Origin of the sequence: Polynucleobacter sp. Nonnen-W13 (assembly GCF_018881735.1) — a bacterium.
Lineage (GTDB): Bacteria > Pseudomonadota > Gammaproteobacteria > Burkholderiales > Burkholderiaceae > Polynucleobacter.
On sequence record NZ_JACVPU010000003.1, the window covers coordinates 105185 to 120051 of the forward strand.

Sequence of the window (14867 nt, forward strand, 5' to 3'; positions counted from 1 at the left end):
ATTGTTTCAATAAAACCTAATTTTAATCGCTCTTAGGAGCAATTCAGTTTGATTGAGATCGCTATACTAAGGACATGAAACTCATCGGATCCCTCACTAGCCCTTACGTACGTAAGGTACGCATTGTTTTTTTAGAAAAAAAGGTGGATTTAGACCTCGAACTAGAGAATGTCTGGGCTGCAGACACCAAAATAGCCCTCAACAACCCCTTAGGCAAAGTGCCTTGTCTTGTTTTAGATGACGGTGAGGTCATCTATGATTCGCGCGTGATTGCTGAGTACGCAGATACATTGAGCCCGGTGGGCAAACTGATCCCGACAGGTAGTCGTGAACGCGCTACTGTCAAAACTTGGGAAACCTTGGCTGACGGGGTGGCAGATGCAGGAATTTTGGCTCGTTTAGAGGCGACCTTACGTCCACCTGAGCAGCAGAGCCCCGCTTGGGTTGAGCGTCAAATGGGTAAGATGAATACCTCTCTTGCCCAAATGTCCCGTGTATTAGGTGAAAACGCCTGGTGCCACGGCAACCAGATGACTTTGGCTGACATTGCTGTTGGCTGCGCTTTGGGTTACCTACTGTTTCGCTTCCCCAATATCGCTTGGCAAGCGCAATATCCTAATTTAGATGCCCTATATCAAAAGTTGATGCAAAGGCCTTCCTTCACAGAAACAGCACCCCCAGCCGCCTAAATCAGGGCGCTAGAGCTGGAAGCCTTAGGCGGAAATAATGCCGCCGCCCAAGCAAATATCTCCGTCGTACAAAACGGCAGACTGGCCTGGAGTAACGGCCCATTGGGCCTCTGGAAAGGCCAATTCAAAACTCAAAGGTCCCGCGGCTCCAGTAGCAAGCGTGCATAGTGAGTCTGCTTGGCGATAGCGGGTTTTTGCAGAGTACTGCCCCGGAGTAGGTGCAACTCCAGCAATCCAACTAGCATCAATTGTAGAAAGCTGATTGGCCAGTAGCCATGGATGATCATGACCCTGGGCGACGTATAGGGTGTTATTGGCCACATCCTTACGAGCGACGTACCATGCATCACCATTGCCGTCCTGGCTGCCACCCAAACCAATGCCCTTGCGCTGCCCTAGGGTGAAAAAGGCAAGACCCATATGCTCCCCCACTGTTTTACCTTCTGGGGTTTTAATGGGGCCAGGAGCGCGTGGTAAATAGCGGTTTAAGAATTCGCGGAAGGGGCGCTCACCAATAAAGCAAATCCCTGTGGAGTCTTTTTTGGCGGCATTATGCAAGCCGATTTGTTCGGCAATCTTACGTACCTCCGTCTTTGGAGTCTCCCCCAAAGGAAAAAGTACATTTGCCAATTGACTTTGGGTTAAGCGATGTAAGAAATAACTTTGGTCTTTACTGGCATCCAATGCCTTTAATAGCTGAACACGGCCATCCTCATGACGAACCCGTGCATAGTGACCTGTTGCAATGGCATCTGCACCCAAACTGATGGCGTGATCCAAAAAGGCTTTAAATTTAATTTCTGCATTGCACAATACATCCGGGTTGGGCGTCCTGCCGGCAGCATATTCACGCAAAAACTCCGCAAAAACACGCTCACGGTACTCAGCGGCAAAATTAACAGCCTCGACATCAATCCCAATGAGGTCGGCTACAGAAACTACATCTAGCCAATCCTGACGTGCAGAGCAATATTCGTCGCTATCATCATCCTCCCAGTTTTTCATGAAAAGGCCGATCACTTCATAGCCTTGCTGCTTGAGCATCCAGGCTGCAACAGACGAATCTACCCCTCCAGACATCCCAACCACGACTTTGGAGGGTTTTGAAGCAGGTATTGCGACAGAATTGAGGGGGATCATCAAAAAATGCGAGAATTCGTTATCAGCTAAAAACCCATTGTAGAAGTCTTGCTCCAAATTTACGAGATTTGTGGCAAAACCAAATAAATGGCATTAAGGGAAATAGATAGGTAGATTTTCGCCTAACTAACTAAAATAGATTTTTTTGAAAAATTTGCTTTTGGAGACATGCCATGCGCATAGGAGTACCGCTGGAAATCAGACTCGGGGAAACTCGAGTTGCCGCCACACCGGAAACCGTTAAGAAACTGATTGGTCAAGGCCATACAGTTGTTATTCAAAAAGATGCGGGCCTTACAGCCAGCCAGCCTGATTCCGCCTATGAAGCTGTTGGCGCCACGATTGGTAGCGCAGCAGACGCTTTAAGTGCAGAGATCGTTCTCAAGGTGCGTGCACCTGAAGCGGCAGAGCTCAAACAAATTCAATCTGGCAGCGTGCTCATTGGCATGCTCGATCCATTTGATAATAATAATATCGCCGCAATGGCTGCCCAAGGCGTAACTGCATTCTCATTAGAGGCTGCACCACGTACTACTCGTGCACAAAGCATGGATGTCTTATCTTCGCAAGCCAACATCGCAGGCTATAAAGCAGTGATGGTTGCCGCCAATGAGTATCAGCGCTTTATGCCTATGCTCATGACTGCAGCCGGAACCGTTAAAGCAGCACGCGTACTGATCTTGGGTGCTGGTGTTGCTGGCCTCCAAGCCATTGCAACTGCAAAGCGTTTAGGTGCCGTCATTGAGGCATCTGACGTGCGCCCTGCTGCCAAGGAACAAATTGAATCTCTTGGCGCCAAGTTTGTTGACGTTCCTTACGAGACAGATGAAGAGCGCGAAATCGCTAAAGGCGTTGGCGGTTATGCGCGCCCTATGCCTGAATCTTGGATGAAGCGTCAAGCAGCATTGGTTGCAGAACGTGCTCAACAAGCTGATATCGTCATCACAACCGCCTTAATTCCCGGTCGTAAGCCACCCGTCTTATTGCACAGCGACACCGTTGCCAATATGAAACCCGGTTCGATCGTGATCGACTTAGCTGCCGGTCGTGGTGACAATGGATCAGGTAACTGCCCATTGACCCAAGAAGACAAGATTGTTGAGAAAAATGGTGTGAAGATTATTGGTTACAGTAATCTCGCCAGTATGGTAGCTGCGGATGCTTCTGCCCTATACGCACGCAACTTGCTCGATTTCATGAAGCTCATCGTTGACCCAGAAGCGAAGTTAGCTATCCCAACCGACGACGACATCGTTACTGCCTGCCTCATGTGTCGTGATGGCCAGGCTATCCGTAAAAACTAATACAGAATATTCAAAGGAAACATCATGGATCTCGCTGCTTTTCAAAGCATCCTCACAGTCCAAAACATCACCGTGTTTGTTTTGGCCATTTTTGTTGGCTATCAAGTAGTTTGGAACGTCACCCCTGCATTACATACTCCACTCATGGCAGTTACCAACGCTATCTCTGGAATCATCATTGTTGGCGCCCTACTTCAAACTGAGGTCATTGGTGGCGATGAGATTACTCTCACTAGCATCATTGGTGCAGTAGCCGTCTTCTTAGCATCAATTAATATTTTTGGTGGCTTTATGGTCACCCGTCGCATGCTTGAAATGTTCAAGAAAAAAGCCCCTAAAGCTGATGCGACTGGAACTAAATAAAAACTAGAACAAGATCTATATAGAGACCACAAACATGTCAAATATAACCGCGATTTCCTACCTCATTTCATCGGTGCTTTTCATCCTCGCCTTGCGTGGATTGTCTTCACCAACTACATCACGTCAAGGCAATACCTTTGGCATGATCGGCATGTTGCTTGCCGTAATCACCACCTTCATGATTCCTGACTTTAAGCCAGTCTTCTCATTGATTATTGGTGCGATTGTTGCTGGTGCAATCATTGGAATACTTGCTGCTAAACGTGTGCAAATGACCAAGATGCCAGAGCTCGTAGCGCTGATGCACTCTTTTGTTGGCTTGTCAGCAGTATTGATTGCGATTGCGGCAGTGTTTAATCCAGCCCAAGACCATACTGGTGCGCAAAAGATTGAGCTCTTTATCGGTGCATTTATTGGCGCCATCACCTTTACTGCTTCTATTATTGCTTTTGGTAAATTGTCTGGCAAAGTCAGTGGTAAATCAGTCACTTTTGCTGGTCAGCACTTGCTCAACCTGATTCTCGCAATTGTCATGGTTGCTGGTGGAGTCATGTACTTCATGACCGGTAGCCACGAAGCATTTTTAGTAATGTGTGCGATTGCTTTGGTATTAGGCGTGACCTTGATCATCCCCATCGGTGGCGCAGATATGCCTGTGGTTGTATCGATGCTCAACAGTTACTCTGGATGGGCGGCTGCAGGCATTGGCTTCACATTAAACAACCCAGTATTGATTATTGCTGGTGCTTGCGTAGGCTCCTCTGGTGCGATTTTGTCTTACATCATGTGTAAGGCAATGAACCGCTCAATCCTGGCAGTCTTGCTAGGTGGCTTCGGTGCCGAGGCTGCTGCTGGTGGCGCTGATGATGGCGGTCCAAAGAACTACAAAACTGGTTCACCAGAAGATGCTGCCTTCCTCATGGAGAATGCCGACACAGTCGTGATTGTTCCTGGCTACGGCCTCGCAGTTGCCCGTGCTCAGCATGCACTTAAAGAGTTAACAGAAAAACTGACTCATCATGGCGTGACCGTAAAGTATGCGATTCACCCAGTGGCAGGTCGTATGCCCGGTCACATGAACGTACTCTTGGCTGAAGCTGAAGTTCCATACGACCAAGTGTTTGAGATGGAAGACATTAACAGTGATTTTGGTCAGGCTGACGTGGTGCTAGTACTTGGTGCAAACGATGTGGTAAACCCTGCCGCTCGTACGCCAGGTAGTCCAATCTTTGGCATGCCAATTTTGGAAGCCTATAAAGCCAAAACCATTATTGTCAACAAGCGCTCTATGGCAGCAGGTTACGCTGGTCTAGATAACGAACTCTTCTACATGGATAAAACAATGATGGTCTTCGGTGATGCGAAGAAGGTTGTAGAAGACATGGTGAAGTCAGTAAGTTAAATCAAACACTTCTCAATCAAGAACCGCCTTTGGGCGGTTTTTTTTATTGCGTTAAGATATATACGAACGCCCCTAGAGCACTAAAAATCATATTAATACGAGACAAACAATGAATATTAAAAAACATTTGCTTTTAGTAATGGGTTTAATTTGGATTACATCCGTCCAAGCTCAAAATACCTACCCTAATAGACCGATTCAGATGATCATGCCATTGCAGGCCGGAAGTGGTGTCGATATTTTGATGCGACCCATTGCACAAAAAATGAGTGAGAACTTGGGACAGGTAATTACGATTGAAAACCTTCCTGGTGGCGCCGGTTTAATCGGAGCCACCAAGGTAGCTCAGGCTAATGCAGAGGGCTATGTACTAGGTGCATTTAATGACAGCATCTTAACAATGCTACCCAATCTGCACAAGAAAATTGACTACGATCCCATTCAAAGTTTTGCTCCAGTCTCCGAAGTAGCTGCAATCACTTTCGTCATGGTAGCAAACCCGTCATTTCCGGGAAACACAGCGGCAGACTTAATTCGGATTGCTAAAGAAAATCCAGGAAAAATTGATTACGCCTCAGGTGGCAATGGCTCACCTCAGCATATTGGTATGGAAATCTTTCGCCAGTATACGGGTGCGCCATTAGTGCATATCCCCTATCGTGGAGCGGCAGCAGCAGTAACCGACGTCATGGCGGGACAGGTGCCTGTGATGATTAGTGCTTTATCTGTTGTCCTTCCACATATTCGAGCAGGGAAACTAAAGGTGTTAGGTATCACTAGCAAAACGCGTTCACCTTTACTACCAAATGCGCCGACTGTGAGCGAGAGTGTTAAAGGTTACGAGTTCTCTACCTGGGGTGCGATTGTCGCCCCCAAGGGTGTAACACCAGCTGTCGTTAGTAAACTCAATGATTCATTGGCTTTAGCATTAAAAGATCAGAAGTTGCGGGATCAGTTAATACAGCAAGGTTTTGAATTTGTACCTTTGGGACCGGATCATTTAAAAGAAATGATTGCACAAGGCTTAGTGAAGATGAAAAAAGTTATCAAAGATGGCGGCATTCAGCCGGATTAATTTCTAATACACCAATAAAAAACGCCTGGTCTTTTGAACCAGGCGTTTTAGTTTCTACAGCTAGATAGCTGAGGAATTAACAGCAATTACATCATGCCGCCCATTCCACCCATGCCGCCCATGCCGCCCATATCAGACATGCCACCACCAGCGGCATCATCCTTTGGTGCTTCGCTGATTGCGCAATCAGTAGTCAACAATAAGGCCGCAACAGAAGCAGCATTAACCAATGCAGTTTTTGTTACCTTAGTCGGATCGATTACACCTTGAGCTACGAGGTCACCATATTCACCAGTTGCTGCGTTGTAACCATTATTGCCTTTGCTAGCCAATACTGCATTAACAACTACGCTAGCTTCGTCGCCTGCGTTAGAAACGATGATGCGAATTGGCTCTTCCATTGCACGCAATACGATACTGATACCAGCGTCTTGATCAGGATTATCACCCTTCAAGCCCTTGATACCCTGCATCGCGCGTAATAAAGCAACGCCACCGCCAGGAACAATACCCTCTTCAACTGCTGCACGAGTTGCGTGTAATGCATCGTCAACGCGGTCTTTCTTTTCTTTCATTTCTACTTCAGTAGCAGCACCAACACGAATCACTGCAACACCGCCTGCCAACTTAGCAACGCGCTCTTGCAACTTCTCTTTGTCGTAGTCGCTAGTCGCTTCTTCGATCTGAACACGGATGTTCTTCACACGTGCTTCGATTGCTTTAGCATCGCCAGCACCGTCAATGATGATGGTGTTTTCTTTGCCAATTTCGATACGCTTAGCTTGACCTAAGTGCTCAAGAGTTGTTTTCTCAAGTGTGAGGCCGATTTCCTCAGCAATCACAGTACCGCCAGTCAAAATTGCGATGTCTTCCAACATAGCCTTACGACGGTCACCAAAGCCTGGAGCCTTAACGGCGCAAGTTTTGATGATGCCGCGAATGTTATTCACGACTAAAGTTGCTAAGGCTTCGCCTTCAACATCTTCTGCAATGATCAACAATGGACGGCCAGACTTCGCTACTTGCTCGAGTACTGGGAGCAAATCACGGATGTTGCTAACTTTCTTGTCAAACAAGAGTACGTATGGGGTTTCTAATACGGCAACTTGCTTTTCAGGTTGGTTAATGAAGTATGGGGACAGATAACCGCGGTCAAACTGCATACCTTCAACTACTTCAAGCTCATCTTCCAATGACTTACCATCTTCAACAGTGATAACGCCTTCTTTACCTACTTTTTCCATTGCTTCAGCAATACGCTGACCAATACTTTGGTCGCTATTAGCAGAGATAGAGCCAACTTGAGCGATTTCTTTAGTAGTTGTGCAAGGCTTGCTAATTTTCTTGAGCTCTTCGAGTGCCGCTGTAACTGCTTTGTCGATACCACGCTTCAAGTCCATTGGATTGTGGCCTGATACTACGTATTTCATGCCTTCGCGAACGATAGACTGAGCCAATACAGTAGCGGTAGTCGTACCGTCACCAGCGATGTCATTGGTTTTGGAAGCAACTTCCTTCACCATCTGAGCGCCCATGTTCTGGAGCTTGTCTTTAAGTTCGATTTCTTTTGCTACGGATACACCATCTTTGGTGATGATTGGGCCGCCAAATGAACGCTCGATAACTACATTACGACCTTTTGGTCCTAAAGTTACTTTTACTGCGTTAGCAAGAATATTTACGCCTTCTACCATCTTGGTACGGGCGTTATCTCCAAATACAACGTCTTTTGCTGCCATGATTGAATTCCTTTCTTAGGTACTAATTACTTCTGTACAACAGCCATGATGTCTTCTTCGCGCATGACGAGAAGCTCGTCAGTGCCGACCTTAACTGTTTGACCTGCATATTTGCCAAATAACACGCGATCGCCAACTTTGACGTCTGGTGCATTCAACTTACCGCTGTCATCACGTTTGCCCGGGCCAACTGCCAATACTTCGCCTTGATCCGGCTTTTCAGCAGCAGCATCCGGAATGATGATTCCAGAGGCAGTTTTTGATTCTTGATCTAAACGTTTGATGATTACGCGATCATGTAAAGGACGTAGATTCATTCCTTCTCCTATGTTAGTAAGTGTTAACTAATTAAAAAACCAATATAAATCAATATGTTGCATTCTCTTAACACGCAGAAAACAAGCTTTTCAGCTGAATAAGCCTGTTTTAGCACTCGCGTGTAGGGAGTGCTGATTATATAGGTCTGTTTCTAGGGATTTCAAGGGCAAATTCACCTTAAATTTCAAATGAGCCTCCTGCTCTTTCTATAATGAGGGCAGGCAAGTAGGTAGATTCCTACACACAAATAAGCCTTAAGCCCTTACTCCTCCAATCTGTCCTGCCTAGACTGACTGTTCAATGATTGGAGAATGCTGATGAGCCCGAAATCCCGGCTGTACACGCTTGTAAAGGCTTGGAAGAACAAACCCTTCCAAGAAGTACGCGATGCCTGCGGCCAGCCTTGGCTTGGTCTTAGCGGCGAAGCGCTAGAAGAACACCAATCCTGGTCCAAGCGACAAGCGATTAGTAACGAACCCATCTTTAATAGCCAAGGAACTAAGCTGACGAGCTCTTTATTTAGACCATTACTGACCGCCACCGACACGCAGCTCCTCAGATTATTCATGGAGGGCCTAGACACCATTACGTATTGGTACCGTAGCGGACGCTTCATTCCTGGCATCTTACCGATGCCAGCGCAACATCTAGCATCCAGCAGTTTTATAGATGCTTTAAGCGACCTCATTCTGAACTCACGACTCCCAGTTGGTCTAGTGAGCCTAGGAATACACAAACTCAAGGATGCTGACTCCATGGAATCTAGCCTGGAAGGATTATTGCGTATGCGTCGTCTCGGCGTCCTGATCCATCTTCTGGATTTTTCTGGAGCGCATGCGCAAATCCGCTGGGTAGAGAAGATCGAGCCTGAAGGCATTCATATTGAGATGGGGCAATTTCGAGCTGATGGCTTACCAAGCGAAATGAGTTCCCTTGGCCAGAAATTCCATACCCTAATCTATGCCAGCAACATCGCCCTAGTAAAGGATTTAGAAAATGTCATAGCAATGGGAGCACACCATAGCTATGGCGGACTCATGATGCCGCCGGTGAGCCGACATCAAATGCTACACATGAGCGATAGCCGTATCGCTAAGGCCATTTTTTCGCTGCACCCTCATAAAACCCAAAACGGAGACAAGTAATGAGAAAACGCGTGATGTTGGTAGATGACCATCCAGCTATGCTGATGGCATTAAAAAGTATGTTGCAAGATCAATTGCTTTTTGAGATCGCAGGACAGGCGCAGCATGGTGAAGAGTGCCTACGCTCAATCAAAGAAGTCAATCCTAATATGGTCATCTTAGATTTGGATATGCCCAAGACGGATGGTTTTGATGTGATCCGTCGGATTGGCTTGATGCATCCAGAAGTTCGTATTTTGGTGTTGTCTAGCCTAGATGAAGCAGTCTATGGTGGCCGAGTACGGTCCTTGGGTGCACATGGTTTCGTGAATAAGACTGCTGGAGCCGATGTCATTTTGGCTGCCTGCGTTGCCATCTCACAGGGATATACCTTCTTCACACATGGGAAGAATGGCAACACCTCTCTGAGCGACAACGATAAATTGGCATTGATATCCGATCGTGAGCTACAAGTTATGAAGTATCTCGGCAAAGGTAATACTAACCAGCAGATATCAGACCTACTGCACATCAGTAATAAGACAGTAGCAACCTACAAGACTAGAGTCTTTGACAAACTAGGCATTAACAATATTGCTGATTTGATCCTGTTCTGTCGCATGAACAACATCATCGAAAGCTAAGCAGCACATGCATCGATTCATATTGAAAAAAGTATTCACACTCTGCTGTATCTATACAGGTTTGGCGCATGCCGGATCATTTAGCACTTCAGAGCAATCATGGATCGATGCCCATCCAGTAGTGCGATTTAGTATTCACGAAAAATATGCATCCTATCTCAAGCCATCCAACCAACAATATGGTGCAGCACCCTTTATGGCGCTTCTGTCAAAAATGGAAGAGTGCACACGACAGCAATATGTGCCGGTATGGAGAACATCAGATCCTGAAGGCTTAAAGCAACTCAGAAAAGGTGAAGTGGATTTCATCATCGATCCGCCAAGCATTGACGATCACGTGTTGCAATTTGGATCTCTATCTGAAGCCATCTTTTGGGGTCATGATGCCGTCCTTACTAAGGCCTCAAACAGATTGGATTCACCTTATACCAAGATTGGCTACTTTGATCGAGGCTTTGAAAATTCGCCCTCCGGTGCTGGTAGCCACAATGAGAGCAAAAAAGCGAAATCTCCCACTAGCTTAATTCAATCCCTCCTTAAAAATGATATCGAGGCGCTAGTCCTACCCATTCGCTTGGCACAGCAACTGATTCGCGAAACCCAAAATACAGATCTAAAAATTGATGGTTTATATAGTCGCGATCCATTTGCCTATCGCTGGCTTATCTCAGACCATAATGCCCCTCTTCATGATGTACTAAGCCACTTTCTAAATGACTTAGATCCCATGGCATCACGCCAACTTTTTGCATTAGGGGATGAACACAAACCAAAGTCAAATGTACTACCCTGGCTGAGCACCGCTCTCATCCTAATAATTGGTTTAGTGATGTTTTATCAACTCCAAAGAAAATATTTCTATCAAAAGAAAACTGCTCTGGAATTACTACATTCAAAAGAGCTGGCTGAAAAAGCAAATGCTGCGAAGTCTGCATTTTTAGCAACTATGAGCCATGAAATTCGGACACCAATGAATGCCATCTTAGGCGTTCAAGAACTACTGCTTGGTAGCGCACAATTTCCCAAGAAAGATAAGCCGTTATTAAAGAGTGCTCAAGCTTCTGCCGAATCTCTTTTAGGTATGCTCAATCAAGTGTTAGATATTTCCAAGATTGAGGCTGGCAAACTTACTCTCAACCTAGAGCCTTGTAATCCATATCAATTGATTATGGATATTCATGCGGCATTTTCTACGGTAGCTAAGAAACAGAATTTGCTACTCCATACCTCGATTGATCCCAGAATCGCTGAAGTGCTCATGATTGATTCTTTACGTCTGAGACAAGTTCTGCAGAATTTACTGAGCAATGCGATTAAGTTCACCGCTGAAGGTGAGGTGTACTTTTCTATTAGCGTCCTCGCTGATGATCATGCCGGCCAATTACTTGAGTTCAGGGTGATTGATACTGGAATAGGAATGGGAAATGATCAAATCAAATTGGCTCTACAAGCTTTTGAACAATTACCAGCCACACAAGAGTCCTGTCTATCAGAGCAAAAGAGGGGGACGGGCCTTGGGCTCACCATCACTAATCATTTGGTGACTTCCATGAACAGTCATCTTTATTTTGAGAGCGCCCCAGGCTTTGGAAGTAATGTCTACTTTTCAGCAGCCTTTCCTAGAACCAGTGTTGCTGCCGCACAGGCTCCAGGCTTTGATTCTCTAGGGCCATTATCTAAGAACTTCATCTCAAAAAAGCCGGGTAGAAGAAATTCTCATATTCATGCTTTAGTAGTTGAAGACCACCCAGCTAGTCGGCAAATTTTGTCGCTGCAATTAGAAGCGCTTGGTATCAGCACTTGCGTTTGTGAGAATGCAGTTGCGGCACTCGAATTAATGAAGGAGCGTCATTTTGATCTGATGCTCACAGATCAATCGATGCCCGGAATGCAAGGCTCTGAGTTAGCCAAACAAATCCGATCTCTAGGTAATCGTGATTTGATTATTGTTGGCGTCACTGCAGATATTTATGCCCTAGACTCTCGCCATCAACTTTTATCATCCGGTATGAATGGCGTACTCATCAAGCCTTTGAGTTTGGGCGCCCTCGAGAATGAACTCATGCGCTATTTTGACGCCAGCCAAGAGTTAGCCTCCTCTGGTGAGCCCTATTCGTTTGATACCTTCTCTAATCTCATCAAAAATGATTCCCATCAGATCATAGTGATCCTAGAGGAAATTGAGAAGGTTCACTTAGACGCTCTGGATCAACTGCAATCAGACGGCAAGCAAATCCGCATTGATGAAGTCCATTTTCAAAGTCTAGTTCATAAAGTCAAAGGTGGGGCACAACTACTTCAAGCTACTGAATTTACCCGTGCCTGCGAATCACTTGAAGTGAATGGATCACTTACCGAGCGCATTGAGAGATTCACCGCCCTTCTAGAAGAGCAAAACCAAACTATTGAGGCTTATAAGAAAAAATATCAATAGCCACGGGCTGGTGAGCGCCAAGGTTTATCCTATGGGTAATGCGCACCAAACCCTATTCGCCCTCTGCCATCCGTCTATTAGCCTTTTTATGGGCTAGTCTGATTACTTGTCAAGCCCACTCCGCTGACATAGTTGCTCAAAATACTGCTCTTCAGTACATCCCTAAGGCCGTAGCTGCCAGCCTTGAAAAGAGCCAGATTCCAAAAGAAGCTATCAGCATTTCAGTGATGGAAATAGAGCCAGGCCAGCCGGGGAAAATAACAGCAAAAACAAAGGTGGACTGGCGTTCTAAGCAGGCAATGAATCCTGCGTCAACCATGAAACTGCTAACTACACTCACTGGTCTAGATGTACTAGGACCGCAATATCGTTGGCGTACAAATATCTATACCGATGGGCTTATTCGTCAGGGCACCCTTAAAGGGAATCTATATTTGCAAGGTACCGGTGATCCAAAGCTGGTTCCCGAAGAAATGGCCAAAATGATGAAGGCCTTGCAAAATCTGGGGATTCAAAAAATTGATGGTAATTTATTTTTTGATAGAAGCGCCTATGCCCCTAATGCCATGGAGCACAACACAATTGATGGGGAATCCTTGCGCGCCTATAACGTGCCGCCAGATCCTCTCCTATATGCTTTTAGAACCCTCTCATTTCAGTTAGGTAAATCGCGGACTGCAGACTTTATTGACATAAGTTACACACCTCCACTATCACAACTCAAAGTGATCAATCAGATGCAATTGGTTGATCAATCCTGCGATAGCTGGAAAGGTAACATTCGCTTTAACTTAGATCCGGAGAGCGATGGAGCAAATACTAACCAACTTCTGACTGCTCAATTTTCTGGTAGCTTTCCAAAAGGCTGCAAGGGGGTGAGCTATAACGTCGTTGCTTTGGATGCGAATACCTTTTTCACTCAAGGCTTCGCCGCAGCTTGGGAGTTAGCTGGTGGGTCTTGGATTCAAGCGCCCACCGGACAATCTGCTACGGTCCCTCTAGCAGCCCGACTACTACTCCAGTTTGAGGGCATCCCCCTGGCTGATGACGTACAAGACATTAACAAGTTTTCGAATAACGTCATGGCCAGACAATTGATGCTGACCTTGGCTCTAGAGAAGATGGGTAAGCCTGCAAGCACTAAAAATGGTGAGCTCGTAATTCAGAGCTGGCTAAAGGGTTTAGGACTTCAGTTTCCAGAACTCGTCATTGAGAATGGCTCTGGTCTTTCCCGCAATGAAGCGATCTCTGCTGAACATATGACGCAATTATTAGTTACGGCTCGTAATTTATCCGTTACGGATGCGTTTTATAACAGCCTTCCAATTGCAGGAACAGATGGCACGATGAAAAATCGCCTCATGACACATTTACGGAAATTTTTGCATTTGAAGAAAAAACCTGAGGCTCGAATCAAAACAGGGGCACTTGCGGATGTAAGGGCAATATCAGGCTATGTGATGAGTAAATCTGGAAGGATGTATGCGGTGACCTCCTTCATAAACCATCCCAATGCTTTGAGAGGCTTAGAGGCGCATGATCAATTATTGGCGTGGCTACTAAATGATGGGCCAGACCCAAAACAGGCACGCTGAAGTCGGTCTCGAACCCCATCCCACTCTTCGCCTGCTGGGGGTTCAGGAAACAAAATCAAATCCCAACCCTGTTGATCTAGATCTCGCAGGGATCGGTACAGACGGCTTGCAAATGCAACGCTATCACTGGGCACAATAAGCTCTTCAAAATGCGCCGATGGATGTCCATCCTCACCTAGTGAAGAATCTGAATCCCAAACTGCAACCGCTACCCGTGACTTGATATCTGGGAACTCACTCAGAGCGTCCAAGACTCTACCTGGTGGATACATTCTTAATGGGGTTGTCGGCGCGTAATGCGCACGTAGATTACCAGAAACTCTTGGCAGGACATCTTCTGACTGCGTTGGACTGAGCTCTCCAGGTAAATAGACTTTGATGCCCGTCTTCGAAAGAATTTCTTTGGGAGTGATGAGGCCTGGACGCAATAAGACTGGATGATCGCCTGAAGATAAATCAATGATGGTTGATTCAATGCCGACTTCGCAATCACCACCATCCAAAATCATAAGATCCAATATGCCTTCAAACTCACTTCGGACATCAGCAGCACTGGTTGGTGAGACTTTTCCAAAACGGTTCGCCGATGGTGCAACAACCCCACCCTTAAATTTACGGAGTAACTCCTGCGCAATTGGATGGGCAGGTACTCGAATTGCTACCGTATCCTGACCGCCAGTAAGTTCGTTTAAAACGCTTTTATCTTTTTTAAAGACTAGGGTCAGCGGACCCGGCCAAAAAGCATTGATGAGTTTTAACGCAGATTCCGACAAATCTCTTACCCACGGCGCAAGTACTGGCACCCAATCTACTTGAGCCTGATCAAACTGATCAGGTGCTGCTAAGTGAACAATTAGTGGGTGATTAGAGGGTCTACCCTTGGCCGTAAAAATTTGTTTAATTGCATCAGGATTCTTTGCATCCGCTCCCAAGCCATAAACCGTCTCAGTCGGAAAGGCTACTAAGCCGCCATCTCGCAAAGTTTGTACCGCTTCGTTCATGACTGCAGATGAATGCAGTGCGCTACTGTCACTGGACAT

The 14867-nt window shown here is 46.1% G+C and carries 13 protein-coding genes; 9 read left to right on the forward strand and 4 right to left on the reverse strand.

Annotation, left to right across the window (positions count from 1 at the left end; all coding sequences use genetic code 11):
- Nucleotides 1-74: 74 nt before the first annotated feature.
- Nucleotides 75-689: a glutathione S-transferase N-terminal domain-containing protein gene (locus ICN27_RS09060; RefSeq protein WP_216269797.1), complete on the forward strand. Its 615-nt coding sequence runs from the start codon at nucleotides 75-77 to the stop codon at nucleotides 687-689.
- A 24-nt stretch (nucleotides 690-713) separates the two neighbouring features.
- On the opposite strand, the gene mnmA is transcribed toward ICN27_RS09060, so the two are convergent.
- Nucleotides 714-1829: a tRNA 2-thiouridine(34) synthase MnmA gene (mnmA, locus tag ICN27_RS09065; protein WP_216269798.1), complete on the reverse strand. Its 1116-nt coding sequence runs from the start codon at nucleotides 1827-1829 to the stop codon at nucleotides 714-716.
- Between the two features lie 173 nt (nucleotides 1830-2002).
- Between mnmA and ICN27_RS09070 the strand changes: the two genes are divergently transcribed.
- From ICN27_RS09070 to ICN27_RS09085, 4 genes are all read left to right on the forward strand, one after another.
- Entirely contained in the window at nucleotides 2003-3133 is a 1131-nt protein-coding gene (locus tag ICN27_RS09070; RefSeq protein ID WP_216269799.1) for a Re/Si-specific NAD(P)(+) transhydrogenase subunit alpha, read from the forward strand.
- Nucleotides 3134-3157: 24 nt separating this feature from the next.
- Nucleotides 3158-3496, forward strand: a complete 339-nt coding sequence (locus ICN27_RS09075; RefSeq protein WP_215305241.1) for a proton-translocating transhydrogenase family protein — start codon at nucleotides 3158-3160, stop codon at nucleotides 3494-3496.
- A 34-nt stretch (nucleotides 3497-3530) separates the two neighbouring features.
- Entirely contained in the window at nucleotides 3531-4898 is a 1368-nt protein-coding gene (locus tag ICN27_RS09080) for an NAD(P)(+) transhydrogenase (Re/Si-specific) subunit beta (protein WP_215308400.1), read from the forward strand.
- 109 nt (nucleotides 4899-5007) lie between these two features.
- On the forward strand, nucleotides 5008-5973 hold the full coding sequence (locus tag ICN27_RS09085; protein ID WP_216269800.1) for a tripartite tricarboxylate transporter substrate binding protein: 966 nt from the start codon (nucleotides 5008-5010) through the stop codon (nucleotides 5971-5973).
- 86 nt (nucleotides 5974-6059) lie between these two features.
- Here the strand turns inward: ICN27_RS09085 and groL are convergent, their stop codons facing one another.
- Together groL and ICN27_RS09095 are read right to left on the reverse strand one after the other, a co-directional pair.
- Nucleotides 6060-7712 carry a chaperonin GroEL gene (gene groL / locus ICN27_RS09090; protein ID WP_216269801.1) on the reverse strand — a complete coding sequence of 551 codons (1653 nt, stop codon included), beginning with the start codon at nucleotides 7710-7712 and terminating at the stop codon, nucleotides 6060-6062.
- A 26-nt stretch (nucleotides 7713-7738) separates the two neighbouring features.
- Nucleotides 7739-8029 (reverse strand): co-chaperone GroES, encoded by a 291-nt coding sequence (locus ICN27_RS09095; RefSeq protein WP_215308403.1) that lies wholly within the window; start codon nucleotides 8027-8029, stop codon nucleotides 7739-7741.
- A 318-nt stretch (nucleotides 8030-8347) separates the two neighbouring features.
- Here ICN27_RS09095 and ICN27_RS09100 point away from each other — a divergent pair, with 318 nt between their 5' ends.
- The 4 genes from ICN27_RS09100 to dacB are packed head-to-tail and all read left to right on the forward strand — an operon-like array spanning nucleotide 8348 to nucleotide 13827.
- The gene (locus ICN27_RS09100) at nucleotides 8348-9175 is read left to right on the forward strand and encodes a diguanylate phosphodiesterase (protein ID WP_216269802.1); all 828 of its coding nucleotides are present in this window, start codon (nucleotides 8348-8350) and stop codon (nucleotides 9173-9175) included.
- Nucleotides 9175-9798 carry a response regulator transcription factor gene (locus ICN27_RS09105; RefSeq protein WP_046330786.1) on the forward strand — a complete coding sequence of 208 codons (624 nt, stop codon included), beginning with the start codon at nucleotides 9175-9177 and terminating at the stop codon, nucleotides 9796-9798. Before ICN27_RS09100 ends, ICN27_RS09105 begins: the two co-directional genes overlap by 1 nt.
- A gap of 7 nt (nucleotides 9799-9805) precedes the next feature.
- Nucleotides 9806-12232: a response regulator gene (locus ICN27_RS09110; protein ID WP_216269803.1), complete on the forward strand. Its 2427-nt coding sequence runs from the start codon at nucleotides 9806-9808 to the stop codon at nucleotides 12230-12232.
- A gap of 38 nt (nucleotides 12233-12270) precedes the next feature.
- Complete coding sequence (gene dacB, locus ICN27_RS09115; protein WP_216269804.1) at nucleotides 12271-13827, forward strand: D-alanyl-D-alanine carboxypeptidase/D-alanyl-D-alanine-endopeptidase; 1557 nt, start codon at nucleotides 12271-12273, stop codon at nucleotides 13825-13827.
- Here the strand turns inward: dacB and ICN27_RS09120 are convergent.
- Nucleotides 13773-14867 (reverse strand): L-threonylcarbamoyladenylate synthase, encoded by a 1095-nt coding sequence (locus ICN27_RS09120; RefSeq protein WP_216269805.1) that lies wholly within the window; start codon nucleotides 14865-14867, stop codon nucleotides 13773-13775. The genes dacB and ICN27_RS09120 overlap by 55 nt on opposite strands.